This is a genomic window from Afipia carboxidovorans OM5, assembly GCF_000218565.1.
Lineage (GTDB): Bacteria > Pseudomonadota > Alphaproteobacteria > Rhizobiales > Xanthobacteraceae > Afipia > Afipia carboxidovorans.
The window spans coordinates 2021156-2045969 of the sequence record NC_015684.1; the positions used below are offsets into that span (position 1 = coordinate 2021156).

Annotated in this window: 30 protein-coding genes and 1 tRNA gene; 26 read left to right on the top strand and 5 right to left on the bottom strand. The window is 56.5% G+C overall.

The genetic code is table 11. From position 1 onward, the window contains the following. Positions 1-130 precede the first annotated feature (130 nt). The 5 genes from OCA5_RS09415 (at position 131) to OCA5_RS09435 (ending at position 3379) form a co-directional block, all read left to right on the top strand. Positions 131-430 (top strand): head-tail connector protein, encoded by a 300-nt coding sequence (locus tag OCA5_RS09415; protein ID WP_012563302.1) that lies wholly within the window; start codon positions 131-133, stop codon positions 428-430. Next, positions 427-834: a phage terminase small subunit P27 family gene (locus tag OCA5_RS09420; protein WP_013913096.1), complete on the top strand. Its 408-nt coding sequence runs from the start codon at positions 427-429 to the stop codon at positions 832-834. Before OCA5_RS09415 ends, OCA5_RS09420 begins: the two co-directional genes overlap by 4 nt. After that, entirely contained in the window at positions 834-1169 is a 336-nt protein-coding gene (locus OCA5_RS09425; protein ID WP_012563300.1) for a phage head closure protein, read from the top strand. The genes OCA5_RS09420 and OCA5_RS09425 overlap by 1 nt, the downstream gene beginning before the upstream one ends. Next, positions 1169-2773 carry a terminase large subunit gene (locus tag OCA5_RS09430; RefSeq protein ID WP_012563299.1) on the top strand — a complete coding sequence of 535 codons (1605 nt, stop codon included), beginning with the start codon at positions 1169-1171 and terminating at the stop codon, positions 2771-2773. The genes OCA5_RS09425 and OCA5_RS09430 overlap by 1 nt, the downstream gene beginning before the upstream one ends. A 69-nt stretch (positions 2774-2842) precedes the next feature. After that, a complete protein-coding gene (locus OCA5_RS09435; RefSeq protein WP_013913097.1) occupies positions 2843-3379 on the top strand; it encodes a hypothetical protein in 537 nt (178 codons plus the stop codon). 12 nt (positions 3380-3391) lie between these two features. Here OCA5_RS09435 and OCA5_RS09440 read toward each other — a convergent pair whose 3' ends face one another. The 3 genes from OCA5_RS09440 to OCA5_RS09450 all read right to left on the bottom strand — a co-directional run bounded on the left by OCA5_RS09440 (position 3392) and on the right by OCA5_RS09450 (position 6578). Next, the gene (locus tag OCA5_RS09440; RefSeq protein ID WP_013913098.1) at positions 3392-4285 is read right to left on the bottom strand and encodes a DUF5677 domain-containing protein; all 894 of its coding nucleotides are present in this window, start codon (positions 4283-4285) and stop codon (positions 3392-3394) included. 5 nt (positions 4286-4290) lie between these two features. Then, positions 4291-5763: a hypothetical protein gene (locus OCA5_RS09445; protein WP_012563296.1), complete on the bottom strand. Its 1473-nt coding sequence runs from the start codon at positions 5761-5763 to the stop codon at positions 4291-4293. Between the two features lie 239 nt (positions 5764-6002). After that, entirely contained in the window at positions 6003-6578 is a 576-nt protein-coding gene (locus OCA5_RS09450; protein WP_013913099.1) for a hypothetical protein, read from the bottom strand. A 175-nt stretch (positions 6579-6753) separates the two neighbouring features. Between OCA5_RS09450 and OCA5_RS09460 the strand changes: the two genes are divergently transcribed. The 13 genes from OCA5_RS09460 to OCA5_RS18785 all read left to right on the top strand — a co-directional run bounded on the left by OCA5_RS09460 (position 6754) and on the right by OCA5_RS18785 (position 17921). Further along, a complete protein-coding gene (locus OCA5_RS09460; RefSeq protein WP_012563293.1) occupies positions 6754-6999 on the top strand; it encodes a hypothetical protein in 246 nt (81 codons plus the stop codon). A gap of 268 nt (positions 7000-7267) precedes the next feature. Then, positions 7268-8485, top strand: coding sequence for a tyrosine-type recombinase/integrase (locus OCA5_RS09465; RefSeq protein WP_012563292.1), 1218 nt, complete (start codon positions 7268-7270; stop codon positions 8483-8485). Positions 8486-8699: 214 nt separating this feature from the next. Further along, on the top strand, positions 8700-8897 hold the full coding sequence (locus OCA5_RS09470) for a helix-turn-helix transcriptional regulator (protein ID WP_422836351.1): 198 nt from the start codon (positions 8700-8702) through the stop codon (positions 8895-8897). 349 nt (positions 8898-9246) lie between these two features. Beyond that, positions 9247-10080 (top strand): DUF7146 domain-containing protein, encoded by an 834-nt coding sequence (locus OCA5_RS09475; protein WP_012563289.1) that lies wholly within the window; start codon positions 9247-9249, stop codon positions 10078-10080. Then, positions 10080-11315: an AAA family ATPase gene (locus OCA5_RS09480; protein ID WP_012563288.1), complete on the top strand. Its 1236-nt coding sequence runs from the start codon at positions 10080-10082 to the stop codon at positions 11313-11315. The genes OCA5_RS09475 and OCA5_RS09480 overlap by 1 nt, the downstream gene beginning before the upstream one ends. A 336-nt stretch (positions 11316-11651) precedes the next feature. Further along, positions 11652-12650, top strand: a complete 999-nt coding sequence (locus OCA5_RS09485) for a hypothetical protein (RefSeq protein ID WP_013913100.1) — start codon at positions 11652-11654, stop codon at positions 12648-12650. Positions 12651-12829: 179 nt separating this feature from the next. After that, positions 12830-13354, top strand: coding sequence for a hypothetical protein (locus tag OCA5_RS09490; RefSeq protein ID WP_012563286.1), 525 nt, complete (start codon positions 12830-12832; stop codon positions 13352-13354). A gap of 10 nt (positions 13355-13364) precedes the next feature. Beyond that, on the top strand, positions 13365-13736 hold the full coding sequence (locus OCA5_RS09495; protein ID WP_013913101.1) for a hypothetical protein: 372 nt from the start codon (positions 13365-13367) through the stop codon (positions 13734-13736). A gap of 53 nt (positions 13737-13789) precedes the next feature. After that, positions 13790-14905, top strand: a complete 1116-nt coding sequence (locus tag OCA5_RS09500) for a phage major capsid protein (RefSeq protein ID WP_012563284.1) — start codon at positions 13790-13792, stop codon at positions 14903-14905. 270 nt (positions 14906-15175) lie between these two features. Beyond that, positions 15176-15544, top strand: a complete 369-nt coding sequence (locus OCA5_RS09505; RefSeq protein ID WP_013913103.1) for a hypothetical protein — start codon at positions 15176-15178, stop codon at positions 15542-15544. Positions 15545-15613: 69 nt separating this feature from the next. Continuing rightward, on the top strand, positions 15614-15787 hold the full coding sequence (locus OCA5_RS09510) for a hypothetical protein (protein WP_244396059.1): 174 nt from the start codon (positions 15614-15616) through the stop codon (positions 15785-15787). After that, entirely contained in the window at positions 15787-17529 is a 1743-nt protein-coding gene (locus tag OCA5_RS09515) for an autotransporter outer membrane beta-barrel domain-containing protein (protein ID WP_012563281.1), read from the top strand. Before OCA5_RS09510 ends, OCA5_RS09515 begins: the two co-directional genes overlap by 1 nt. Before the next feature lie 2 nt (positions 17530-17531). Then, a complete protein-coding gene (locus OCA5_RS18785; protein WP_013913104.1) occupies positions 17532-17921 on the top strand; it encodes a hypothetical protein in 390 nt (129 codons plus the stop codon). Positions 17922-17925: 4 nt separating this feature from the next. Here OCA5_RS18785 and OCA5_RS09520 read toward each other — a convergent pair whose 3' ends face one another. Further along, positions 17926-18459 (bottom strand): hypothetical protein, encoded by a 534-nt coding sequence (locus OCA5_RS09520; RefSeq protein ID WP_013913105.1) that lies wholly within the window; start codon positions 18457-18459, stop codon positions 17926-17928. A gap of 166 nt (positions 18460-18625) precedes the next feature. Here OCA5_RS09520 and OCA5_RS18790 point away from each other — a divergent pair, with 166 nt between their 5' ends. The 8 genes from OCA5_RS18790 (at position 18626) to OCA5_RS09555 (ending at position 24561) form a co-directional block, all read left to right on the top strand. Then, positions 18626-19009, top strand: a complete 384-nt coding sequence (locus OCA5_RS18790) for an HK97-gp10 family putative phage morphogenesis protein (protein WP_081434673.1) — start codon at positions 18626-18628, stop codon at positions 19007-19009. Next, positions 19006-19404 carry a gene transfer agent family protein gene (locus OCA5_RS09530; RefSeq protein ID WP_012563278.1) on the top strand — a complete coding sequence of 133 codons (399 nt, stop codon included), beginning with the start codon at positions 19006-19008 and terminating at the stop codon, positions 19402-19404. Before OCA5_RS18790 ends, OCA5_RS09530 begins: the two co-directional genes overlap by 4 nt. 2 nt (positions 19405-19406) lie before the next feature. Then, a complete protein-coding gene (locus OCA5_RS09535) occupies positions 19407-21584 on the top strand; it encodes a hypothetical protein (protein ID WP_012563277.1) in 2178 nt (725 codons plus the stop codon). A gap of 202 nt (positions 21585-21786) precedes the next feature. Beyond that, positions 21787-22923 carry a hypothetical protein gene (locus OCA5_RS09540; RefSeq protein WP_013913106.1) on the top strand — a complete coding sequence of 379 codons (1137 nt, stop codon included), beginning with the start codon at positions 21787-21789 and terminating at the stop codon, positions 22921-22923. Positions 22924-22927: 4 nt separating this feature from the next. Then, positions 22928-23332 carry a hypothetical protein gene (locus OCA5_RS18795; protein ID WP_013913107.1) on the top strand — a complete coding sequence of 135 codons (405 nt, stop codon included), beginning with the start codon at positions 22928-22930 and terminating at the stop codon, positions 23330-23332. 310 nt (positions 23333-23642) lie between these two features. Next, a complete protein-coding gene (locus tag OCA5_RS18800) occupies positions 23643-24116 on the top strand; it encodes a hypothetical protein (RefSeq protein ID WP_012563275.1) in 474 nt (157 codons plus the stop codon). Then, entirely contained in the window at positions 24113-24340 is a 228-nt protein-coding gene (locus OCA5_RS09550) for a hypothetical protein (protein ID WP_012563274.1), read from the top strand. The genes OCA5_RS18800 and OCA5_RS09550 overlap by 4 nt, the downstream gene beginning before the upstream one ends. Next, positions 24337-24561 (top strand): hypothetical protein, encoded by a 225-nt coding sequence (locus OCA5_RS09555; protein WP_012563273.1) that lies wholly within the window; start codon positions 24337-24339, stop codon positions 24559-24561. The genes OCA5_RS09550 and OCA5_RS09555 overlap by 4 nt, the downstream gene beginning before the upstream one ends. Before the next feature lie 127 nt (positions 24562-24688). Here the strand turns inward: OCA5_RS09555 and OCA5_RS09560 are convergent. After that, a tRNA-Ser gene (locus OCA5_RS09560) sits at positions 24689-24778 on the bottom strand. Positions 24779-24814: the final 36 nt, after the last annotated feature.

Below are 24814 nucleotides of genomic sequence, written 5' to 3' on the forward strand. Positions count from 1 at the left end.
CCGCGACGTTCGCAGCATCATGCCGCCGGGGCGTGGGTCTCGTTTTGCCATCGACCGGCTAGTACCGACGTCCCAGCATCGCTCGCGAAAACGTTGAATTGGGCCAGTCCCTAAAATGGACTTTTAAACAATGAGTTACGCAACACTTGAAGAATTCAAAGCCCATGCACGCATCGGGTTTGATGACGATGATGACCTTATTGAAGGGTATCTCGACTCCGCAACGGACTTCATTCGTCCGTTCCTTGTCGACGATCCCGAAGGTGATAGTCCGCCCTCCGAACCATCGCGCGACCTGAAACAGGCGACCTTGCTAATTGCGTCGTCTTGGTATGAGCGCCGGGAAACCTCGATTGACGTAACTCTGCGCGAGATTCCGTATGGTGCGCGGGACATCATCAACCAGATTCGCAGTTGGAATTTCGGATGAGTCATCATACGCGAGGGCGCAAGGCCGAACCACAGCCCATCTCGGACGCCATCCGCACTGTACCGCAACCGCCTAAAGCAATGTCTACCGACGCCAAGATTGAATGGCGGCGCGTTCTGCCGGTGCTTGTTGAGCGGCGTGTCTTGTCTCCGGCCGATATGCACGCCGTTGAGCGCTTCTGCGAGGCCGCGTCCGACATCAAGGATGCGCGTGCTGCCATCGCGAAGGATGGCGCCTATGTCGAAAACCGGCTGGGCGAAATCAAACGTCATCCTGCTTTCGCAACGTTGCGCGAGGCCACCGCGGAGTCCCGCCGTTGGTCCGCTGAATTAGGATTGACGCCAGCCAGTCGCAGCCGTGCCGGAACGCATGACGATGACGAAGACAATGCGATGGATTTGTAATGACCACAGCCGGCGACTTACGCGAGAACGTTGAACTGCTAAAACAGGTTTCCGTCAGTGACGGTGCCGGCGGTTCAACGACGGAATGGGTTGCACAGTTCCAGGCGCGTGCCGCCATCAAGGTTTTGAAGGCTGGCGAAACCGTCTTGGCTGGCCGCTTGCAGGGCACGCAGACCCTTGTGATTACCGTGCGCTGGCAATCTGCGCTCGCTGAAGTAGAGGGCACATGGCGCTTGCGGAATGTCCGCACCGATAGCGAGTACAACATTCGCGCCGTTACGCCGGACACGCGCAAGGCATTTGCCGATATCCTATGTGAGACTGACGAGCTTTAATGCGTCCCGCCTGGCTCTTTGATGACAGCGAAATAGCAGACCCGCTTGGCTACGGCCAACGTGCGGTGGATTTTCTGCGCGCACTTAAGCATCCGAAGTCGCGGCTTGCAGGCCGAGCGTTCCAACTCGACCCATGGGTTGAGCGGCTGGTGCGGCGCATTTATGGCCCGCGCGATGCTGATGGCCAACGTCAGGTCCGAACCGTTTTCGCCATGGTGCCACGCGGCGCGCGCAAAACCTCGATCGGTGCTGCGCTCGTTTGTCTGCATACCTTCGGCGCGGAACGCGTACCGAACGGCCAGACCGTATCCGCAGCAGCCGACGCCAAACAGGCTCGCATTGCGTATGACGAAGCGACCGGCATCATTCACGCCGACCCGATCATTGCAAAAAAGCTAAAGCTCCGGCCCGGCACCTACAAGATTCAACACGTCCGCAAGGGCGCGACATACGAGGCCATCTCCAGCGACGGCGCGACACAACACGGCAGGACGGTAAACTTCCTGTTGTCGGATGAAATCCATGCGTGGAAGAAACGCGACCTATGGGAGGCGCTGCGAACCTCTCTGGCAAAGACCTCAGAGTCATTGCACGTCATCACGACCACGGCGGGCCGCGGCCAAGAGAATCTGGCGTTCGATATTTACGAATACGCCAAACGTGTTGCGTCTGGCGAGATAGAGGATCCGACATTCCTCCCGGTGTTGTTCGAACCGGATAAGGGCGCGGATTGGAAAGATGAGGCGGTCTGGCACGAAGTCAATCCCGGTCTGGCGCTTGGCTATCCTGACATCAAGGGCTTGCGTGCGATGGCGCGTGAGGCTGAGAGCCGCCCCTCAGATCAAGACGCCTTCAAACAGTATCATTTGAACTTCTGGCCGGACCACTCGTCGAGTCCGTTTGTCGACATGGCGACCTATGATGAAGGCGCCGAACCGATCGATCTAACCGCCCTTGAAGGTGGGGAATGCTGGCTGGCGGCGGACTTGTCGAGCAGTACCGACTTGACGGTTATCATTGCGGCGTTCCGTGAGGGCGACGGCTACGTTGCCGTGCCGTGGTTTTTTTGTCCGCGCGACAATCTGCGGCAGCGACAGGAATCAACCGGCGCACCTTACATCCGTTGGGCTGAGGAAGGCTTGATTACTGCCACACCCGGCAACGTGATCGACTTTCGCACCGTCGAAAACAAGGTTCGCGAACTCTGCGAAACCTACAGCGTCCAGGAAATCGCTTTCGATCCCGCGATGGCGCGCAACATCATGAACAACCTGCTTGAGGATGGCTACCCAGCGATCGAACACCGGCAAGGTAGCCTATCGATGATGCCCGCCATTGCAGAACTTGAGCGGGCGATCGTTGCGAAACGCTTCCGGCATGGAGGCCATCCGGTGTTGAGATTCTGTTTTGCCAACGTCCAGGCTGAAACCAATCCGGCTGGGCATATCGTTCGCTTCACCAAGCAAAAGAAATGGCTTTCCATCGATGGCGCACAAGCGTCGGCCATGGCGGTCAACCGGGCGTCGTCTGGCGGCAGCGCTTCGGTGACATCGCTTTACGACGATCCTGAGTGGGAGAAGGCGTTGGAGGGACTTAACTCTTGATCAGCCTAAATGCCGAGGTTTGACGATAGAGCGTCTGGACGTATGATGCGTTATTGAATGAGGGCGCGCATGCAGATTGAATTGACACAGAAAGAGCAGGAATGGCTATCTAACCTTGAGCTAGACCAGTCGAAGGTAACGGACCACGACGATTGGAAGCGGAATAGTGAGATCGCCGCTGCATTGACAAAATCACTTCTGGATAGAAAAGCGGTTCCAGCGCAGAGACTCAAATATTTTCTCGATCCCAACTATAGAACAGGAAGAATGAAAGGGTCGCGGTTCGATATCTTTAAACGTAACGGTCGTGATTTCGAAGAAACGATACGCCACAACAATTTTTTAAAGCACCTGCGCTACTTCCTGTTCGGCGCGAATCTTCCAGAACCGATCGTCTCTTCGTTTAGCCAAGCGATCAAAGACTGTGGGGAATATGTCTCTTCCGGCGATGCTTACGACTTATCACGGAAAGCGCGCACGCTGTATCGGCAATCGGGTTTGGAGCGCGAATTCGCCGCTGACGAATTCTTTAAGCTCTCGATCGATCTCGGTGTCTCAGCATCGGAAGCCATGTCAATACGCAAGGCCGTTATAGACGCTCGATAGTCATTTATCGCCTCAAATTGCTGGCCAGTGTTTTGTGCTGAGGTACCGTTCGTGAGCGTCGATCAGTTCGACTACTCGACTTCGGAGGTCATCCAATAGCGGGGTAAAATGGTCGCTTAATTCGTCTTCACCGATAAACTGAAAGTAAATTTTAAGCGTCTCGTTGATGACTAGCGCCAACGTGGTGACCATCTGCGGTCTCGGAGTGCGCCAGTTCAGTTTAGGTTCGAAGTTAGCTTCGCCATCCCACTCAACGTGGTTCGCATAGATTTCCTGCCAATTCCCGTGGATGCTATGAGAGCCGCCGCCGAATGCTGCCAGATACAATTCTTCGAGATCAACATCCCGCGCTTTGTCAAAAGTGTTTTTCCCGCCCCATGGCCGTTTGTCTTTCAAGTCGATCTCGTCTAGCGCAATCCGAGCGCTTTTGGCGGCACGCTCGATAGACTGAAGCATTCGGTCTTCGATCGGAAGGACAACTCCGTTGCGTGCGTGAATGGCTTTGCGGATTTTGTCTCTCAGCTTCCGCTCATGTCGCAGGGAATATGCAACGTAAGAATCAATCAATGACTTGGAAAAATTCTTTATTAGAAATCGAATATTGACAGTTGTCTCGAAAACAAGCCTCGCCAGTATCATGCTGGTTTCGTCTCGACGTTGGCAAACCTGATCGAGAAAGGAGTCGAGTAGCTTATATTGGCGGACCATGTTGCCACCAACCGCTGCCTTGTCTCGATCCCATGTCGGTTCGGCCCCCATGGTTCCTGCAGCAACGCAACAATAGCTTGCGGTTTCAACCATCAGGGAGACGGCAAGCGAGGTAAATTCGGATTCAGACTTGAAGGATAGGACAGTTTCCTGGCGCACTTCGACGCGCTCAATTTTGGGGACAGAGTGTCCGAGCATACAAATCAAGCCTTAGAGCCCGATGGTTTGTTGTCGTCGCGCGCATCGATAAGCACGATATCCTTACTGTCTGTCAGTTTAAGTTTCTTCAAAATTGCATTGACCTTACGAAGTTCAGCAATACTGAAATAGATAATCACCTTAATCGCGTTTTTCGCATCGCTCGCGGCTTGGTAAATCGGTACTTGCTTCTCAAGGTTTCGTTCTAGCTGTGTATTCTTTGCCAGCTTCATTTCGACAAGTGTTTTGTCGTCGGCACCTCGTGAGATTTTGAAGTCAACTGGCCCTCTGCCATCGTTCGCCTCGGTGCCAACATCTGAAGGCGTCCCGAACCAGACTAGGCGATAAAGGATTTGAAGGTCCTTTTCCCGCTGAATTGGTTTTCCGTCGTGATAAAATAGCCGGTGTCCGCCCTTGCTCTCGATGGCATCCTTCAGATAGCGGACACGGGCATGCGCCTCTTCATAGGTGCCGCCGCCGGTTCCGTAGAAGGCGGTCTTATGAAGCAGGGTGTTTTGAATTTCGGCGATCTGCCGGATGAATATGTATTCGGTTGCAAGTACCTTCTCGGCGCTGAGGTCTGCAGCTTCGTCTCCGCGCTGTTCCTTCAACTTGATGTAGTAATCGATGAGCTGCGGGAATTCTAACAAAGTTCTTCTGGCAGCTTCCGAACGCTCTTTCGCGCTGGGACGGCGTCGACGACCGGGTCTATCAAGGATCTTGTGGAAATAATTCTCAACCTGCGCCCGTAGCTGTGAATCTGGAATGGCTGTCGGAATTTCCTGAAAGTCGCCAACCAAATCGCCTTTGTTGATCCAGTTTTCATCTCTGGTCAGGATATCCTTCGGAGTCAGGATGACGAAATCACCATTAACCCACGGCAGTGCATATGTGGTTCGCTCCCATGTCTCGGTCTCGTAATTGAATCGAGTCTTCTCTACAGCCACCTGCCGCACGTCGTTAGGCTTCAGGTGCTGCGCAGCGAACTTTTCAGTATATCGACACAGATAATCCTTAATTAGATTAGTCGTGAAATCGCTGATGTTGTCGCGTCCGACACCATCGGAGATCAAGCACACCTTTTCCAAGTGGCTTCCCTCGGTGATTCCTTCCTCGCCGAAGTCTGAGAACAAGCTGTGCAGATTACTGTGTAAGGCCCGAGCGAAATCCATCCCGAGTCCGGTCCCGCCGTTGCCGCTAATCGAGAAACCGAGCCAGTTCTGCTTCACCTCACTGAAGCAGTACCAGCTCGATAGCAGCGCATCGCTGATCGCCCCCTTCGCAGATCGATCGCGGAGGAATACTAGGTAATCGATCATCGAGTCGTGAAGGGTGCGGTACTCATCCTTCTCGCTGTTAAACAGCAGGAAGGGATCGATAAATAAGGGAAGGTCATTAACGATCGAAATGTTCAGGGCACCGCAACTATCTAGCGTTCCCGCATCGATTCCGAAATACTCATTAAAAAAGGTGGCCACGGAAACGCCTCTCGTTCAAACGCAATCAATCCGTCCGACACGCGGCGAGGGCCGCAGAAATAGCAGCAACAAACTTGATTTTCACGATGGTTTTCTCCCAGCCTGCATAGCCTACCTCAGGTTGAAGGGAGACTGGAAACTAACCTTTTGGCAAGAGGCCGATTTCCACAAGCCTGCGGATGGACTCTGACCGTGATGGTTTGTCGGGCTGAAGCGCAGCCCATTCGTCTAGGCGCGCCTCAGGCTTTGGGTTTTATCGGCCCGATCCGTTTTCTGTACGGCCGGTTTTTGAAACTCGTTTGCACCAATGCGTAATAATCGCCATTCCGTAAATTCGGCAGAATATCCGGCCTCGATCGGATAACGCCAGTCCATTGGTGCGCCGGCTCTAGAAGCTGCGGAATGTTGCGCGGATAGCCCTTCAGTTGAGGGTTAGTCACCACATAACTGCTGATCGCTCTTCGCCTCCAGAAATAATAGAAGGGGTAACGCTCTTCGATGGCGAGGTTGGTAATCATGGTGGCTGACGTGCCAACGTTTGTAGCGTTCACGATGACAAGGTCGCGCTCGTCAAACTCCGGATCACCGCCGACTACTAGGCCATCCGATATGACGGACATTCGCAAGCGCGGTCCACTCGTCAGCCAGTTTCGGAATTGAATCAGTAATGCGCCGGTTGAAACGCAGGCCGCATAGATTGCGATCCAAATGCCTATGGTGCCGGGTTCTGTCACTTGCCCTTGGCTAGCCCTTTGCGCAGCAGCGTGCGGATGGCCTCCGGCCTTGTCGGCGCGTCGTCGTGTTTTGCAATCCACGAGTCAACCGCTTCCAGATCGTCAGGCTGAAGCCGAACGCCTACGAGCGTACCCTTGCCGGTGGCGGGAGGCCCGCGCCTTTTCTGTGTTATCACGGTTTGACGTTTCATTGAAATCTGTGTTATCACGGTTTTCGGCTGGCGAATAGTCCCAGCCGGAAATGGGGATTGCATTTATGTCAGAAACTAACACCGAAACCAAAACACCGTTTGTCCGTGAGAAAATCCGGCAGGTTGTCGTGGAGCATGAAATCGTGAAGCTGAACGAGCTTCTAAAACTGCAGCAGACCCTCTTGAGCGATGGCCGAATTGAAGGGATGGGCGAACGCAATGCTCAGTCGGAAATATTGCAGGAGAGCATCTTACACCGCGCGAACGAACTGCTGGTCTTGGTCCAGGACAGTGACATCGTTAAGCACTGAAGCCGCGAAGATGGCCCGTGCTTTAACCGGCGCGGGTCTTTTCCACCGTTATGCGATTGGTTATGTTAGACCGACAAAAACGGCACTTTATTCAATGATTTCAATGGCTGATGGCGGAAGGGGTGTCCGCCCATCCCATGTTTTTACTGTCCATAGCGACAACCGGAAATCTCAAAAACTCTTGTTTTCCTAGCCTTTCCGCTTAGGTTGCCAATATGGTCGCCCATGCTGGCAACCGCCTAGATTAGGAAAGAGATTAGGAACGGCTATGGCGCGCAACAGGCTCACCACCACTCAATGCAATGCGCGCCGCAAGGCCGGAAAGCTGGCAGACGGTGACGGTCTCTATCTGCAGACGAGCCCCAACGGAAATAAGAGCTTCGTTTTCGTTTTCATCCGTAGCGGTCGGCGGCGGGAGATGGGACTCGGCCCATTCGGGACCGGTACGGGGCAAGTTTCGCTCGCTGCTGCACGCGACAAGGCGGACGAAGTCCGTGCCATCCTTGGGCGCGGCGGCGATCCCTTCACGGAGCTATCCTCCCGCCGCGCAACCAGCCGGACGTTCGGCGCTTTCGCCGCCGAGTGGGTTGAGGGCATGGCGGAGGGCTGGCGCAACGAGAAGCACCGGGATCAATGGCGCATGACGTTGCTGGGCGTAACCAGCAAGATCGACAAGGATGGTAAGCCGATCAAGGCCAAGCACGACTACTGTGCGTCGCTGCGCAAGATTCCCGTTGCCGACGTGGCCACCGATGACGTGCTGAAGGTGATACGCCCCATCTGGAAGACCAAGCCCGAAACCGCCCGTCGCATCCGTGGCCGGATTGAGCGCGTCCTAGATGCCGCTAAGGCGGCTGGTGAGCGCACTGGCGAAAACCCCGCACGATGGCGCGGCCATTTATCAGAGTTGTTGTCCAAGCCCGAGAAGCTCCAGCGGGGTCATCACAAGGCCTTGCCCTACAAAGAGGTGCCAGCCTTTATGAAGCGGCTGAGGGCGATGAGTTCGATTTCCGCTCTATCTGTCGAATTCACGATTCTAACGGCGGCCCGATCGGGCGAGACGCGCGGCGCAACATGGTCTGAGATTTGGGACGACGTTTGGATTATCCCCGCCGAGCGCATGAAAGGGGGCAGGGAGCACCGAGTCCCGTTAGTCTCGCGCGCGCTGGAAATCCTTGAGGCCGTGAAAAAAGTGCGCACCTCTGACTTTATCTTTCCGGGCTTCCGAGACGATCGGCCGCTTTCCGACATGTCCCTATCAGCGGTGCTGCGGCGGCTGGAGGTGGACGCCACCGTCCATGGCTTCCGGTCCTCGTTTCGAGACTGGGCCGGCGATGCCACGGATTTTCCAAGAGAATTGGCCGAGGCGGCGCTGGCGCATCTGGTTGGCGACGAGACGGAGAGAGCGTACAGGCGAGGGGATGCCCTTAAGCGGCGGCGGGAACTTATGGCGGCCTGGGCACAATATTTAGTAAGTGGAAAATAATTTCACCATAGTCCTTGACCATGGCGGCTATGTTGTCCTATATTACTGGAGCCTAGGGGCGTTAGCCCCCAAGCGTGACGGCCTTAAATTCGCTTCCGTGCGTGCACTGGGGAGCGGGCGGCGCTATCGGTCAATTGGCTGACAACAGCCTCATCCCTGACCACAAAAATCCATGACTCTGAATCCGTCCTCGGACGAGCCTGCGCTCGTCTCGATGAAGAGCGTCGTCGCCATGACGTCGCTCTCCCGCACAATGATCAATCGATATCGCGTCGACGGGAAATTCCCCGCCGCCGTGCCTTTGGGTGACCGAAGGGTCGCCTTTGTTCGTAACGAAATCAATGACTGGATCGCCGCCCGCATCGCTGCGCGTGCGGCGAACGACAACGTCAAGATGCGGGAGGTGGCGTGATGGAGCACCTCCCGCTGGCCGCCAACGACAATAATCGAAGCGGCACCCCAGCCGCCGAATCGTACCACTGGCTTTAGCCATGTGCACCCGTAGTCAACTAGGACCAGACCATTGCGAATATTAGCAATCCGTCCGGCGCCACCGGGCTCGGCAACGCTTGCGCGTTTCGATCTTCAGCTAAACGGTCACCTTCGTCTCTATAACTTGGCGCTTCGTCAGCGTGGCGAAGAGCCAGCGCATGTCTGTGCACCGAACGCGTTCAATGAACGTGTCGCCGGATTCAGCGCGCCATTCAACAAGGCGCTTGCCGAACTCGCCCTTAAATCCCTAGTGGAGCTTCAGACCCAGAATGAACTCGCTTCATAATCTCGCCGACGCCCTCGGCGGCGACGTCATCAGTAATCGGTGCATCCTCTGCCCTGGTCCCGCTCACAGCCGTAAGGATCGCAGCCTCAAGGTCAAGTTCAGGCCAGACGGCACCTTCAGCGTCACCAGCTTCGCGGGTGATGATTGGCGGGAATGTAAGGACTTCATCCGCGAACGCCTCGGACTTCCGAGCGATTGGAAGCGCCAGCCAGCCAACGACGATAAGCCCATCATCCGACTGCGCGAACGCGATGACGACGAGCCTGCGCGCATCCGCTCCGCGCTGATGCGATGGGAGCACGCCATCCCGATCGCCGGAACGCTTGCCGAGCGATATCTCGCGTCGCGCGGCCTGACCTATAACGGCGACGCAATCCGCTACCGCGTGAACGACCGGAGCATGGTGGCGTTGATGACTGACGCCATCACCGCGGAGCCGACCGGCGTGCACTGCACATACCTGGACGCAGACGGCCGCAAGACCGGCCGTAAGATGTATGGCCGAGCGCGTGGCGCGGTGGTGCGGCTGAGCGCAGACGACGATGTAACCCTTGGGTTGGCAATCGGCGAAGGTATCGAGACGGCACTCGCTACGGGCTTCACGCCGATATGGGCCTGCCTAAGTGCAGGAACCATGCAAAACTTCCCGGTTCTTTCGGGCATCGAGTGCTTGACCATCTTCGCCGACCGCGACCACGCCGGCATGTCGGCGGCAAATGCGTGCGGTCGTCGTTGGCACCAAGCAGAGAAAGAAATTGAGATCGTTGCGCCTTCCGAGATCGGTGCTGATTTCGCCGATGAAATGGAGGCCGCGTAATGGCACCGCTAAAGTGGAAGTCTCAACCCGGCAGCACGTTCGTTGAAGCCGAGGTGCCGCCAAAGCCGACGAACGACAATACTCCGCTCCTTCGCGCCACGCCCTGGAAGTTTAAGGATCCCCGCTCTATCCCGCCAAGGCAATGGGTATACGAAACGCACTATATTCGCGGTTATGTATCAGTGACAGTCTCGCCGGGCGGCGTGGGTAAGACGTCCAAAAAGATCGTCGAAGCCTTGTCGATGGCAACTGGCCGCGATCTTCTGAATGAAACGGTGCATGAACGCGCCCGTGTTTGGTTCTGGAACGGTGAGGATCCTCGCGAAGAGATGGATCGTCGCCTAGCAGCCGCCTGCGTCCTTTACGATATTGTGCCGGAAGAATTGGACGGCTGGCTCTTTGTAGATTCTGGTCGCGAGCAACAAATCATATCGGCAACACAGACCAGAGACGGTACCAAAATTGCCGTGCCTGTTATGGGTGCGATGATTGAGACAATTATAGCCAACAAGATCGATGTCGTTATCATTGATCCATTCGTGTCTTCTCACGCCGTTACCGAAAACGACAACATGGCCATGGATGCTGTCGTGAAGCGCTTTTGGGCGCCAATAATTGACCGAACGAATTGTGCGGTCGAGTTGGTCCATCACGCCAGAAAGGTGGGCGCCAACGAGGTTACTGCGGAATCGGCTCGCGGAGGCGTCGCTCTTATCAGCGCTGCCAGATCTGCGATCGCTCTCAACCCGATGACGCAAGATGAGGCCAACAAGGCCAGTGTAGAGAACCGCCACCTCTACTTCCGGGCGACCGACGCAAAGGCAAACATGGCGCCCCGAGAAGACAAATCTCGATGGTTCAAACTCGTCAGCGTGGACCTTGGTAATGATACCCGAGAGCGCCAATCGGACCACATCGGTGTCGTTACGTCGTGGCAATGGCCGGATACGATGGCTGGAGTAACGGCAAGCGACCTGCTGGCCGTCCAGCGAGAGATAGCCGCCGCGGAGTGGATGGATAGCATCCGGTCCGGTGATCGATGGGCCGGATACGCGGTGGCCAGCGTGATGAACCTCAACCTCGATGACCAAAAGGATAAAGAGCGGGCAAAGACGTGCCTAAAGGCATGGAAGGCGAGTGGAGCGCTAAAGGTTGAACGCCGTAAGAATGCCAACGGTGACGAGCGCTCGTTTCTGGTGGTCGGTGAATGGGCAAATGCTGCACCGGATGACTGACCCGCGTCTCCGTGTTTCCGCACCCCCTAAAGGGGGATGCGGAAAACGCGGAATGCGGACGTGGTTTACACAACGCGGAAACGATGCGGAATAACGCGGATTATCGCGGAATAACGCGGAAGGGCACACCCAGAAGTCTCCCGCCTCACGCTGGTGACCGGCCATTCCAGGAAAACTTTTCCGCGGCCAAAATGGCAGAGAAAACATGGTCGCGCGAAAAAGTCTGGAGGCGCCCAAGACTGCTACCGGGCCCACCCAAACAGACGCGCGCCCGCGAGTTTTAAAAAGATCACACAAGCCGCACCAAGACGGCTGACAGCACACACGGAGGGCACCATGCCCAAGCACGACAATGATAATCAGGCCCGCAAAACCACCGCGGCCATTCCGCTCGCAATCCGTCTTGCCCGCGCAGGACGAACAGATGATCTAGCACGGCTAGTCCGTTATGGGACCGTCGTGACCGTGCCAACATGGCTGAGTGCGGAGGACGGCATGCCCGAGGCTGGCAAGCCGCAGGCAGATCGCGTGGTTGAAATCCGCCCGTCGCCGGACGAGATGGTGACCGTTGCCGCACGGAATGCGATCGCCGCCAGAATAGGCGTGGGGCCGATCACACCTGCGGAACTTGCCGCGGCCTCTGAGCGCAATATCCGGCGCGACGGCGTGGTGATCTCCGAATGGCGCGGCAGCGACGGGAGGTGGCGGCCCACCGCAGAACTATTCCGGCAGCCGAAAGGATCGCGTCGAAAATCTGAACAAGAACGCCATGATGATAACGCGCGACATCTTTCTATTCGCGGGAGCGGCGGCTTTCCGGAGCGATCCGGCTACGTTGAGTGCAACAGTCACGGCGAGGATTACCGGAGGCAGCGCGCGGCGCACTGGGTGCAGGCGATGGGTGCTGCGAATGAGAACCGCCGCGCGGACATTGATCGCGCTGGCGTAGGCACAGGTATTGATTTCGACACTGCTTGGGCAAACGCGGGCCTGTATCCGGCCTGCAGAATTCCACGCTACGTGACCGTCATTGCGAAGGGCGCTGAATTTCTCGCTTACCGTGTTCACAGCAACCCAAGAGCAAAGCAGGGCGGCGTTGAGGGTGGTCACGACTTGGTCGAGCGACAGGTCGTGGAAACGATCGATGCGCCGCGCATTGATGCGGCGTTGGGCGAGCACGCTCGGGTGTTGAACTTGTCCCTTGCCGGACTCACGGCGCGCGAGATCGCTGCCGCAAACGGCTGGGGGAGTACCAAACATGCGGAGCGTAAAGCGGTGGCTGCCCAAGACGCTGCGCTGCAGGCATTGGCTGACGTTGAAAAGATGGCGGCGTAAGTCCCTCGTCCCAGGTGCTGGACCGTATTCATTTGAAGGCCGCAGCGATGGGGCCTTCGACGTGACGTGCAAAACTTCAGGCGCCGGTTCGATCCCGGCGTCACCTTTTCCGATGACGCCGGATGTACGCGCATCGGCTTTTGCACTTCCTCAACTAACTTTCAGAAACGGAAAATACGATGCGCAAGAGTGAAGCGTGTTCCGTCGTCGCGCGTCGACTTGGCTTATCGCTGAGCCGCGTCGAGGCGCTGGTGCAACGAGTGAGTGAGGCCGGCCTACTGCCGATGGCGCGCGGCTCCGACCGCCCCGACCTTGGCAGTCTGGAACTTTCGCGGTTGCTCCTGGCCGCTGTGGCTGATCGGGGGCTTGGTAGTGCCGCTGCCACGGTTCAGGAATTTGAATCACTCCGCACCGATACCGGAGTCGCGCTCGGCGATGTACTGGACGGCATCATGTCCGGCCGTGTTGAGATCACCGGCATCATGCATCAGGCCCTTATCCTGCAACTTCAACCGGCAGGCGCGACGATTGTATCATCCGGCCACCATCTGCGGTTTGGCGCGCCGCATGCCGATGGTGCGGCAAAGCAGATCGTGGTGCCCGGTGCGCAGTTGGCAGGACTTGCGCTGGAGTTTCGCGGTGCAGATGAGCGCGCCGCGGATGAACAGGTCGCCGTTGGCCGGTTGGCCGCAGCTTTGAACTGAAGGACACCCTATGTCTAAATTTGTAAACCATGAAGTAATGATAGCCGCGGCCGAGCGCGAGGTGCGCGAAGAAGCGCGCCGCCACCCTGAAGATCCGTGGCGGATGAAGGTCGGCGATACGCACGAGTTTGCTGCTGCCGTTGCAGATGCGAGGAAGCGTTTGCGGAACGAATGCTTGCTCGTCCGACATGAGCAGGTGGTAAAGGCGGCCAATGTCCGAGATCGCTATCGAGCCGAAGGCTGGCCCGTTCCAATGTGGGCGCGCAACACACTGAGTTGGGCCGCCCATCCCGAAAGGATTACAGCACTCTATCAATTCGACGACGACGGCGACGTCGATCTCGATAATGCGCTGTCCAGCCTAAGGGCGGCAGTGGTCTAAGCGCTACGGCGCAACCAAGCCGCAATGGCGCGGCATTTATGAGGAAACTAACATTGACTGAACTTGCTACAAAGATCGGCGAGATTGCCACCGCGGTGAGCGACATGCGTTCCAGCATCGAGACGCGAGTTGGCGAGCTTGAGAAGCGATGGGCTCGGCTGCCCGACAATGACAACTACATTTCCCGCAGCGAAAAATCGCTGGGTGATATGGTCATTGCCAGCGATGAGGTGAAGCGGCTTTCGTCTGATTTTCGCGGTCGCGCCACGGTGAAGTTCGTCGGCGACGAGGCTGCGGCGATCACCTCTGCGCCGGCCTCTGTTGGTAACAATACTTCGAATGGTACCAGCTTGGTTCCAGCGCATCGCGTCGGCGAAATCGTCACGCCTCACCAGCGTGAACTCCGGGTCCGCGATCTGCTCAACAAGGCGCGCACCACTTCGAACACGATTGAATGGCCGCGGGAGACCGCCTTCGATAACCAGGCGCGTCCGGTAACGGAAGGCCAGGGTAAACCCTACAGCAACCTGACCTTCGAGCTGCAATCGACTCCCGTGCGCACGATCGCGCACATGTTTAAATGCAGCCGTCAGATCCTGGACGACGCTCCGGCGCTGGCTGGCTACATCAATCGGCGAGGCGTCTATGGGCTGCAGTTTAAAGAGGAACAGCAGCTTCTCACCGGTAATGGCGTTGGTCAGAACCTGAACGGTATAATTCCTCAGGCAACGGCTTTCTCGCCGCAGTTCACTATTGCTCATGAGACGCCGATTGACCGCATTCTGGAGGCGATAAGTCAGGCCGAAGACTCGGAAATTCCGGTCAATGGTGTCGTGCTGAATAAGCGCGACTGGCGCCGCATTACAGGCGTCAAGGATGAAGAGGGCCGTTATATCTCCGGCCAGTCGCCGTTCGGACTCACCGATCCGCGGTTGTGGAGCGTCAACATCGTAGCGACCAACGCGATGGCCCCGGGCGAATTCCTTGCCGGTGCATTCCAGGATGGTGCATCGATCTTCGACCGCATGGACGTCGAAGTCATGATCTCCACCGAGAACGACAAAGACTTTGAGCAGAACCTTGTTTCGGTTCGGATCGAGTCTCGTCTTGCCTTGGCTGTGTTCCGGCCAGACGCATTCATCGTCGGTGATCTCTACACAGGCACGTAATTTCCGGCTAGCTGGCGGCAATCCTAACGGTCAGCTTCGGCCGGAAAGATCGTGCGCGTGCCGCCGGCTTGTCAGACATGCGCGCGCGATCACGAGCAGCGCCCCGGCGAGACCCCACTGTTTCGGCAGTGCGCCGGGGTGTTCCTACCTTTAACAGCAACAGAGCCGTTCGGGTGACGGGGCAGCCGCAAAAGTCTCGGCGCGAGCCTTTCAACTGCCGGTCCCATCCCACTTCGCGCGCATCTCCGTTTCAAAAAATGAGGGTTAGAATTGCCGAGGCAACGCCTTCCAAAGTCAAAAGCCATCATCGAGGGTCGCGACCTCGTACACCCGGAACGCCACCGTAATCGTAACGAACCCACCGCTGCTCCGCTAGGCAAAGCGCCGAAGTGGATGACGAATGCGCAATCGAATGCATGGCGCACGTTCGAAGCGGAAGCTCCGTGGCTGAACTATTCGCATCGCGGGTTGGTGGAGATCGCATCCGTGGTGCGAGCCCGTCTCGCGAGCGGCGAAGAGGTTGGCGTTCAAGCCATGTCGCTATTGCGCCTTTGCCTATCTTCGATGGGCGCCACGCCGGCCGACGCGTCAAAAGTGGCGTGGGAACCGGAAGAAGAGCCCGATGATCTGCTCGATTGAGATGATCTTTCGGATTCGAAACTATTTCATTTAGGGAATGCAATGAAAATTTCTGAGATCGAAAATCTCATGAAGACAGCAAATGCACAGCAGTCGCTCGTTCTCGGCTTCGAGTGTGAGGTGCCGAACGAAATCAAAGATCTTCTCGTCGACGAGTTTGTCAATATCCATCCAGACTGGAAGGGCAGGATCATTGTCGCTGATCGACTCAACGCTGCTCAGCTTGCATTCTTGAGGTCGTAATGACTATTTTCGGCGGCTTTATTACAGGCGGCACGGTTTCGACCGATCCGGGCGATGCGACCAGGCTTGTGTTCAGCGGGATCGTCATCAACGGTGCTGGTGGCGCAGCGGCTGGAGATACGTTCTCAGCCGGCGGCTATCAGGTGCCGATCGCATCTATTGACGGCACCGGCGCCGCGACGCTGGTCTATGCGTTCCCGGTCGCGCTCGACGATGTGTCGGCTTACGCCATCGCACGCGACTCCGCGGATCGCTACAACCCGGCCGCGACGAACCTTCTGGTTCGGCAGTATTTTTCGAGGGTTGGCGATCCCGGGATTACTTACACTGTCCCGGATAATGCCGATGGCCCTGACGAGCAGATCATTTCTGATCCGCAAGAGGGCCAGAAGGCTATCCGCTACTTGCCCCTACCATGGACGACATGGCTCTACACAGAAGGTGCTTGGGTCGAGCAGCCGGGAGCGCCGGGTGGGCCGGGAGCGGATGGCGCGACGTGGCTGGTGCAAGACGCGGAGCCAACGACTGATTATCCGCCCAACTCGCTGTGGCTTGATACTGATAGCGCGGGGCTCGACGTCTATGAGTTGTCAGGCTCGCCGCTCGATTGGGTGTCGCTCGGGTTTGGACTTAAGGGAGAGCAGGGGAATCCTGGAACTCCCGGCGCTCCTGGCGACGATGGGACAGATGGTCTAGGTGTCCCCGCCGGCGGCACCACGGGTCAGGTGCTCGCGAAGGCAAGCGATACTGACAACGATACTCAATGGATTGATCCGCCTGCCGGTGGTGGCGACATCGCTGGCGACACTCACGCAGCCAGCAGCAAAGCCACTCCTGTCGATGCAGACGAAATCCCGCTGGTCGATAGCGCGGCTTCTTGGGGGCTAAAGAAGCTCACATGGGCGAATTTGAAGGCAACGCTTGCGTCGTGGCTTGTGTCGGCTGGCTGGATTCGGGAGGCGCTGGCGGCCAACCGCACATATTATGTTCGAACTGACGGTAGCGACAGCAATAACGGTCTTTTAAACACCAGCGGCGGCGCATTCCTAACAGTTCAGAAAGCGATCAACACGATTGTTTCGAAGCTGGATTTGGCAGGTTACACCGTCACTATCCAGCTCGCAGACGGCACATACACGAATGCCTTTGGATTTTCAGCGCCTTGGACTGGCGGTGGCCAAATTGTCATTCAGGGAAACGCTACAACACCTTCGAACGTTCTGGTTTCCGTTACGAGCGCGAACGCTGTTTACAACACTGGAACGCTCCCCGGTCAGTTGACTGTCAAAGACATGAAGCTGCAGTCCACAACTAGCGGCGTCCTTCTTCTAAACTCCGGCGTTGGTCTGATTGTTTTTTCAAATTTAGTGTTCGGATCTGCAGCGAACTCAGGCCACATCGTGGCTAGTGGTCCGGCCGCACGGATTACAGGAAGCGGCAACTACTCAATCACTGGTGGTGGCACCACCCACAACGAATCTGTGTACGGAGGTCTCATTCTCATTAATGGGGTCACTGTAAGTATTTCAGGCAATCCGACTTTCGGGAGCGCTTTCGCCTTCTCCTGGCGGACTGGCGTTATCGATATCTATGGAAACACTTACAGCGTAACCGGCTCAGTTACGGCTCTGCGATCAAGTGCGATCGAAGGCGGTGGCATTGTGACCGGCGGTCAACCCGCATCGTCCTATCCGCCAGGAAATGCCAATGGCACGACGGCGAGCAACGGCTGGAGAACATAGGGATGGACACGCCCTTCACACCGAGAAATTGGTATTACGTTTTCGAAGAATCGCAAGGTCAGGCTTTTTCAAGCGAAACGCAATCATACGTTCCATCGGACACCGTACCTCAAGAAAGACTCACCAAGCTTGCCCGCGGAACGACAATGAATGACTTAATTACATTGTTTCGCGAGCAGAGCGTGCCCCCGTATCATCGGATAGAGAAAAGCATCATTCTATCTCGTCTTGGTGATGCCAAGTCTGAACTGGCATTTGCTATAGCAACAGTGGGGCAACGCCTTCGATGGAATGCTCCAGACAAGCCTTGGGTGAACGCTGATGATCCGGAGATGAAAGCGATTATTATTGCGATTGGTGAAGATCCCACAACTGTGTTGGCGCCCGCATAAGCCACTATCTCTTGCGATTCGCTCGCGGAATGACTGCGATGCGGTCAAAGTTAAAGGTGGATTTGATTCGGCAAGCCATTCGTATGTTGTGGCAGACGATAAATGGAGGCTCTTGCTGTGCAAGCATCTCGCGCTCTACTTCCGCAAGAAGTTGCCGTCTTCGATTGAAGGGGCCGCCAATCAACGAAAGAAATTTTGGTAGCCCGCTGACTTCCTGCACCAACCCGTCATAAGGCTCGTAGAGCCCGCAGCGGAGAACGGGAACTATTGCGTAAACGACGTTGAAGCACTTCGCGGAGGCTCGTTGATCAACTTCATTGATAAAGTGCCTGTATCTCGACGTAAAAGAGCCGGTCGGCTGACCAAGGCGAACGTAGCGAAGGTTGGGGTCCCTGTTGTTCTTGAGCGGGACGTGGTGCAGGACCGAGACCGAATAGCCCGAATCTGATGATGCGAGCGTGCTTGCGTTTTCGATGGCGTTTCTGACAGCTTTGCTATGTTTGGGGTCGGCGTTGAAAGTAACGAAGGCGATCTGCACCGCAAATCTCCTATAAAATAAGCCAAAACATGCGACCAATCTGCTTCTGATCAAGGCGGATCGCAAGTCGATATTTAGTCTCGAACCTCTGGAAACATCAGGAAACCCCGATGCCCAACGCCTCCGCGGCGCGCGAACGCGTGCCTGCTTTAGTGGAGATGTAACGCTGCGAGACGATCTTCAGTCATTCCAAAAGCAAATCGGCCAACTGCCTATAACGCTTAAACGTCAACTGGCGACGGCCATTAAGGTCGAAGCGGACCGGCTCGCAGATGCCATCAAGGCCGCCGCGCCAGTGGATACAGGAAAGTTGCGCGATAGCGTGAAGGTTCGTCGAACCAAGCGAGACTTGACACTGGAAGTCACCGCAGGCGGTGACGAAACCATCCACGGCGAACGCGGCCCGCATGGAGAGGCGGACTATGCGTTATTCGTTGAATACGGAACGCGGAAAAAACCCGCGCAGCCATTCTTCTACAATACGGCCCGACGCATGGAGCCGGAAATCACCGACAACATTACCAAAGCAGTCGAAGAGGTTTTGAAATGACCGATATCACCACCAATGAATGCGCGCGCCAGATTCAATTTGCCGGCGAATTACGCACTTTCAATCTCAATTCCGCGGACGTGCTTTCCACGATCGCCGGTAGCCATGATCTGCGCAACCTGTCGCTATTGATGAAATTTCAGGGTCGCCCGCCGCTCGAAGGACAGTATGGACCGACACCGGCAGCCTGCCTTAAGAGGTTTATTAATTCTGAGTACAGCATTGCCGATATTGAGAACGTAATTGCGCTTGGCCTTATTGGCGGCGGCACGTCGGTAGATGAGGCGTTCCGCCTGGTGGCAGAACACGTCACCAGCAAACCTCTGGCTGCGAACGCACTGATCGCAAGCGAAGTTATCTCCGCGCTCTTCGTTGGTGCGCAGGAGGCCGCGTAAACATGGCCGCGCCATCACTTCGGATTCCTGTCAGCGCGGATATTACGCAGTTCCAGCGCCAGATGGAAAAGACTAGCGACATCGCGCGCTCGGCTACGATCGCTGTCGCGAAGCAAGGGTTGCAGATGTCGGCGTCTTGGTTGGCATCGCAAGGGGCGGCGGGCGGCGCTGCGCTTGCGTTTGGGCGGGTGCTCGGCGTGCTCGGACCGATCGCGCTCGGCATTACGGCCGTTCGCGACGCATTTCGCTTGATGGCGTACGCGACAGATCTGGCAAAAGTCCGAATAGCAGAGTTCAACAAGGTTGCCGACGAGGCGAATGCTTCCGGCTTCTCTACCGAATTTTTCCAGCGCGCGACGAAGGGCGCGGCTACCACAACCGTGAAGATCGACGACCTTACAGAGTCGCTTAAGCGTTTCAACGCGGAGTCCACTCCAAAGCTCGGCGGTTCAAATCTACAGCAGCGCATCGATCAGTTGTCGAAGGCCGGCAACTTCCAGGGCAACACGGGTATTGCGGAGCTGGCTGGATCTAACGACTCCGAGGGTCGTCTGCGCGCCACGGTTTCGCTAATAAATCAGGCCATGCAGTCAGGCGAACGTTTGGCCGCGATCGATCTTGCTAGCGTGTTTGGTTCAAAGGTGCAGGACGCGCTACGCACCGACTCTGGCTATCTTGACCAGATGCTCAAACGAGCGGACGCGATGAAGCAGACGCAGATCATATCTGACGCTGACCTTGGCCGCGCGATCGAACTGAAGCAGCGCATGGAGGCCGCGCAAAAGGTCCTCGCGGAAAAGTGGAGGCCGATTCAAGACGACCTAGCAATAGCCGGAACGAACTATCATGAAAGCTGGGTAGGAATTACTGAGCGCCTCGCGCAGGCAGTTGGCTTGGCGACCTCGCTGTATTCGGCGCTAAAGGAAGCGCCGGACTGGCTTGCAGCCGGCGGCAATGCGTCGATCTGGAAGAAGCTCTCCGACCTAACTGAGAGCCTGGGTCTTAACTCCCGCCCCGATGATCTGATCACCGATAAGGGCGAGTTGGCCGCCGCTGCGCGCTTCGATAAACTCCGCGTGGCGATGCAGAATTACCAGAACGTCGTTCGCTCTATGAAGGAAACGACGGAGATCGTTGAGGCGGTGCGCGGCGACAAATCGAGGGTGCCTGGCGGTAAGAGTACGCCTGCACCAGCGAACGCATTTGACACCGCAGCGGATGCTCTGGCGCGACATACTGCGAGGACGGAAGCCGACACTAAAGCAGTGGGTCTGGGCGCGAATGCTCTCGCCGAGTTTCGTGCGCAGGCCACCCTTATGGTTGCGGCACAGCAGGCCGGCATTCCGGTAACAGAAGCGTTGCGCACTAGAATTAACGGGCTTGCAAAGGAGGCGGGCGCAGCAGCTGAAGGTCTCGCGCGTGCCAAGGTTGCGAGCGAGATTAGCTTCGGGAAGCAGACGGCATTCCTCACCCCAGAAGACACGCAGATCGCTCGGCAGCTCGCGAGCATTTACGGAAACAATGTACCCGCCGCTCTTGCCAGTAGTGAAGCCGCGGCGTTGCGCATGAACAATGCGCTGACCGATATCTCGCGCACGCTTCAGGACACCAATCGCGGTGCCTTCCAAGATTTCGCCCAGCAGATCCGCAACGGCGCAACGGCGATGGACGCGCTGCGCACGGCCGGTGTCAACGCACTTGGGAAGATTGCCGACAAGTTGATGCAGATGGCCGCGGACAACCTTTGGAGCGCGGCGTTTGGCGGAAGCGGCGGGTTGGGTGGCGCGCTGGCCAACCTGTTCAAGGGCGGTTCTGCACCTGGCTCGTTTATGGTCGGGGCACAGTCATTCCCCATGTTCGCTTCCGGCACCAATAGCGCGCCTGGTGGATTGTCAATTGTTGGAGAGAAAGGCCCTGAGCTTCTGAATATCCCGCGCGGTGCGCAGGTTATTCCGAATGACGTGCTCCGTCGCATGACGTCGTTGCCGGATGTTTCCACTCAGGCGGCTAGTACGCAATCGTCTGTGTCTGTGTCCATGCCGATCAGCATCGATGCGCGCGGCGCCGATCGCGAGGGGTTGGCGCGGGTAGAGGGGCAACTCGCGGCGCTAAAGGCGGATCTGCCGGCGCGCGTGGTATCTGCAGTGCAGGACGCGAAGCGGAGGAGGGTGATGGGGTGAGGGGGCGGTGACGAGCCTCTATGACGATGATGGGTGGCAGGAAGCACTGGCGGGGTTTAATGCATGATGACCGCGGATGTGGGTCAAATGCGCTCAGACGGATCGGCTGCAGGGCAGCGGGAGACTTCCTCAAACAATCGGTTAATATTCGCTGCTGATTCTCGTTGGCAAAACTTGGCAGACGCGCTAGGTCATTGTTGCTATGGCCGAAATGGCAGACGAAACAACATTCAAGCTGCGATATGTTGGGAGCCGTTTTAACGGTGCCCGGCTTCCCGTGGATGTTTTATTAGACCTGCCGGCATTCAGAGACCTGTTAGTCGCTTTTGCGAAGGAAGAGTGGCGGAACGCCAACGACCGCAAGCGGGTTCCGAAGGGATTCGACAAAAGTATATCCTTCGATCTTGTCGATATCGAAGACGGCAGCGCAGTGCCAAACCTTACATGGAGCCGCGACACTGCTCAGAGGAGCTTGCCAGGATTCGGCGATAAGTTGCTTGAGGTCATCCACGGGTCATTCGATAGCGTTGTCAACTTGATCGACGAGGCTGGGCACCAACGTTTTCCAAAATCACTTTCGTCGGAGCATATCCGGGCCTTAAATCGTCTTGGTTCTGGCTTGCGGCATGATGAACGAATTGAGTTTCTCGGAACAAAAAGCGCCGACGGCAATGTCATCTATCTCGACAGTCATCGCCGTAAAGCGTTGATAACAAGAGTGCGAGAAACTTACCAAGCCCGCTTTGAAAGCATCGGACATCTGTGCGGGTCAGTCGCGAACGATGACGGCTCCGGACATATTGTTGTCTCCACGAAAGAACACGGCGAGATTAACATTCCTGTCGATGCAGATCGAGTGAGGGACGAGTTCGACGGAAGCATTGACGCGCAAGTCCAATTGGATTTGCAAATCGAAATGGACAATGACGACAGACTTAGAAGCATCGTCAATGTTTTCGATGTTGGGCTTATTGATGCTGAGATAGGTGAAGACTTGTTGAGATGCAGTTCTCGACTTTCCGAGCTTCAAAGCCTGCCACCTGGTTGGCGTGACGGGAATGGATTGTCCATTTCCTCGAACGCAATCGATGTCGCCACTCGTTTTATTGCGAAGAGGCCGTTTCTCGCTAAACAATACCGGATTTACCCCACCGAGGATGGGGGAATCTTATTTGAGTTTGAAACAAACGGTTGGGACATTTCGGTTGAGTTTCTTCCGAGCGGAGAAATCGAGATGTATGGCGTCAAGATTGACAGCGATGAAGAGCTAGAACCTACGAAATTCGCCAATCTAGAGAGTGATTTTATTGCTGCCTTTGATCGAGGAGTTAAGGGTTAACGGGATGGGTGATAAGCTGATTGATGGTGCCGAGGTTCTGTTTAGGCAGGTACACCCGCGTTTCTACGAAAATGGTGTGCCATCGAGCCAACCCTTCAAGCCGACGGACAAAGATCAAAACTTGTTGTCGGTTGACCGCTCCTCGATAGTCTCTGCCGAAGATGCGCACGTGAATTACGTAAATGGCGGGTTCCAATCGTCGGCCGTCTTTGGTTTGACGGTGGCGGAATTCGGATATGAGGCGATTGATTGTCATTCAAGTCCGCTCGATGGGACGAATGGCGTGCCAAAGAATCCCGCTCATTCGCACGCGGACTATTCTCCTCATACCTCTAGCCGACAAAAGAATATTGCGAAACGATTGAAAATACGCGCGTTGGCTCGCGGGCAGTTACACCCGCCGAAATAATATTCCACGCGAGAGATCGCAGTGGCTTTACCGTTTCACCTTCAGACCCAACTCGACCAATCGCCTGATCGCTTCCGGCCTACCAGGCAGATCGTCTTGGCGGCGGCGCCAGTCGTCTATTTCCGAAACCGCGTCCATAGGCAGGCGCACATTGACCGCCATAGACTCTACAGGCGGCCTCCCTTTTTTGCGTTTTTTAGCGCTATTTAATGTTGACTTCATGATTTGATGGTGCCATAAATTGGCGAGCCGGGCAAGCGCTGGAACGCTCGACCCGGCCCTAACCAGGCCACGCTTAGAGGAGCGCAACATGGCTACCGCAACCAATACCACACCCAAGCGCCCGTCACGTCGGCAAGTCGAGAAGATCATCAGTATCCTGGTCGACCATTTGGACCAGTTCGAAGACCCAGACGCCGAGCCTTCGCTCGGATTCACTGAGGATTTTTATAATCCCACGCAGGTCGGCCCGAATTTCACGGCCGACGCCAATGCCGGCGATGACCGGGAGATGGATGACTCCGATTTGGAGCCGGACGTCGACGACGAACCTTCCCTCGGATGGACCGATAATTCGAATCAGGCCTCCGCCCACTTCCACGGCGGATCGGGCTATTCCTCTGGCGATTTCGAGGAAGGCCTCGGCCCGGTGCGTAAGAAGCGCCCACGGTCGAAAACCGGAGGCGCGGTGTATCGCGGCTGCCGCGTGCTTGGCGTGCCTCGGAAAGATGAGCCTAAAACCCAAACCGTTATGCGCGTTCGGCGGAAGGGGGCGGCGCGATGAGCCTCGACCATCTGGAAATGCCAGCTGCCGAACTCGCCACTGCAACCGCCCTGCTGGCTGCTCTCGTTTGCGATCTGGGTTCGTCCCAAGGTCGCCAGCACGAGGAGGCTTATGCCCGAGCGTTGTGGGTCGCCAATCGTGTTCGCGATGAGATGAATGATTTCTTCGAAACTGTGCTGGCGGAAGTCGAAGCGGCGTCAGCATCTGGGAGGGTTTCACGATGACACCGATAAAGGATCTGAACGACATCGGCCTCGCGATTCTGCGCATCGCGACGTGCGCGAGGATGATTGGAAGCGAGGCGCACGATCATGTCGTGACCGATAAGACCTCGCACGGCGAGGAGCTTCTATTCTTAATCGACTCGCTGGAGGCTCAAACGCGAGAGCTGCAAAAGGGCTTTGCGAAGATTCAGGTAAATGCTCGTGAGATCGCGGCAGCTTGACAGCCACGGCCCGTCAGCGCGTAGCTGACGGGCTTTCTATCCAATGCCCTGATTAGGAATCAGGTTAGGAATGACATCACATCAATCTAATATTGTGCAATAAAATCAACTAGATAATATGATTTCCTGGCGGAAGGGGTGGGATTCGAACCCACGGTGGGCTTGCACCCACGCCGGTTTTCAAGACCGGTGCCTTAAACCACTCGGCCACCCTTCCAGCGCTGTCCGTTAGAACCGCGCCTGTTTAGGGCAC

Bases quoted from the DNA above. Each gene is read 5' to 3' on its own strand.
- OCA5_RS09415 (WP_012563302.1), top strand. From the start codon at position 131: ATGAGTTACGCAACACTTGAAGAATTCAAAGCCCATGCACGCATCGGG.
- OCA5_RS09420 (WP_013913096.1), top strand. From the start codon at position 427: ATGAGTCATCATACGCGAGGGCGCAAGGCCGAACCACAGCCCATCTCG.
- OCA5_RS09425 (WP_012563300.1), top strand. From the start codon at position 834: ATGACCACAGCCGGCGACTTACGCGAGAACGTTGAACTGCTAAAACAG.
- OCA5_RS09430 (WP_012563299.1), top strand. From the start codon at position 1,169: ATGCGTCCCGCCTGGCTCTTTGATGACAGCGAAATAGCAGACCCGCTT.
- OCA5_RS09435 (WP_013913097.1), top strand. From the start codon at position 2,843: ATGCAGATTGAATTGACACAGAAAGAGCAGGAATGGCTATCTAACCTT.
- OCA5_RS09440 (WP_013913098.1), bottom strand. From the start codon at position 4,285: ATGCTCGGACACTCTGTCCCCAAAATTGAGCGCGTCGAAGTGCGCCAG.
- OCA5_RS09460 (WP_012563293.1), top strand. From the start codon at position 6,754: ATGTCAGAAACTAACACCGAAACCAAAACACCGTTTGTCCGTGAGAAA.
- OCA5_RS09465 (WP_012563292.1), top strand. From the start codon at position 7,268: ATGGCGCGCAACAGGCTCACCACCACTCAATGCAATGCGCGCCGCAAG.
- OCA5_RS09470 (WP_422836351.1), top strand. From the start codon at position 8,700: ATGAAGAGCGTCGTCGCCATGACGTCGCTCTCCCGCACAATGATCAAT.
- OCA5_RS09475 (WP_012563289.1), top strand. From the start codon at position 9,247: ATGAACTCGCTTCATAATCTCGCCGACGCCCTCGGCGGCGACGTCATC.
- OCA5_RS09480 (WP_012563288.1), top strand. From the start codon at position 10,080: ATGGCACCGCTAAAGTGGAAGTCTCAACCCGGCAGCACGTTCGTTGAA.
- OCA5_RS09485 (WP_013913100.1), top strand. From the start codon at position 11,652: ATGCCCAAGCACGACAATGATAATCAGGCCCGCAAAACCACCGCGGCC.
- OCA5_RS09490 (WP_012563286.1), top strand. From the start codon at position 12,830: ATGCGCAAGAGTGAAGCGTGTTCCGTCGTCGCGCGTCGACTTGGCTTA.
- OCA5_RS09495 (WP_013913101.1), top strand. From the start codon at position 13,365: ATGTCTAAATTTGTAAACCATGAAGTAATGATAGCCGCGGCCGAGCGC.
- OCA5_RS09510 (WP_244396059.1), top strand. From the start codon at position 15,614: ATGAAGACAGCAAATGCACAGCAGTCGCTCGTTCTCGGCTTCGAGTGT.
- OCA5_RS09515 (WP_012563281.1), top strand. From the start codon at position 15,787: ATGACTATTTTCGGCGGCTTTATTACAGGCGGCACGGTTTCGACCGAT.
- OCA5_RS18785 (WP_013913104.1), top strand. From the start codon at position 17,532: ATGGACACGCCCTTCACACCGAGAAATTGGTATTACGTTTTCGAAGAA.
- OCA5_RS09530 (WP_012563278.1), top strand. From the start codon at position 19,006: ATGACCGATATCACCACCAATGAATGCGCGCGCCAGATTCAATTTGCC.
- OCA5_RS09535 (WP_012563277.1), top strand. From the start codon at position 19,407: ATGGCCGCGCCATCACTTCGGATTCCTGTCAGCGCGGATATTACGCAG.
- OCA5_RS09540 (WP_013913106.1), top strand. From the start codon at position 21,787: ATGGCCGAAATGGCAGACGAAACAACATTCAAGCTGCGATATGTTGGG.
- OCA5_RS18795 (WP_013913107.1), top strand. From the start codon at position 22,928: ATGGGTGATAAGCTGATTGATGGTGCCGAGGTTCTGTTTAGGCAGGTA.
- OCA5_RS18800 (WP_012563275.1), top strand. From the start codon at position 23,643: ATGGCTACCGCAACCAATACCACACCCAAGCGCCCGTCACGTCGGCAA.
- OCA5_RS09550 (WP_012563274.1), top strand. From the start codon at position 24,113: ATGAGCCTCGACCATCTGGAAATGCCAGCTGCCGAACTCGCCACTGCA.
- OCA5_RS09555 (WP_012563273.1), top strand. From the start codon at position 24,337: ATGACACCGATAAAGGATCTGAACGACATCGGCCTCGCGATTCTGCGC.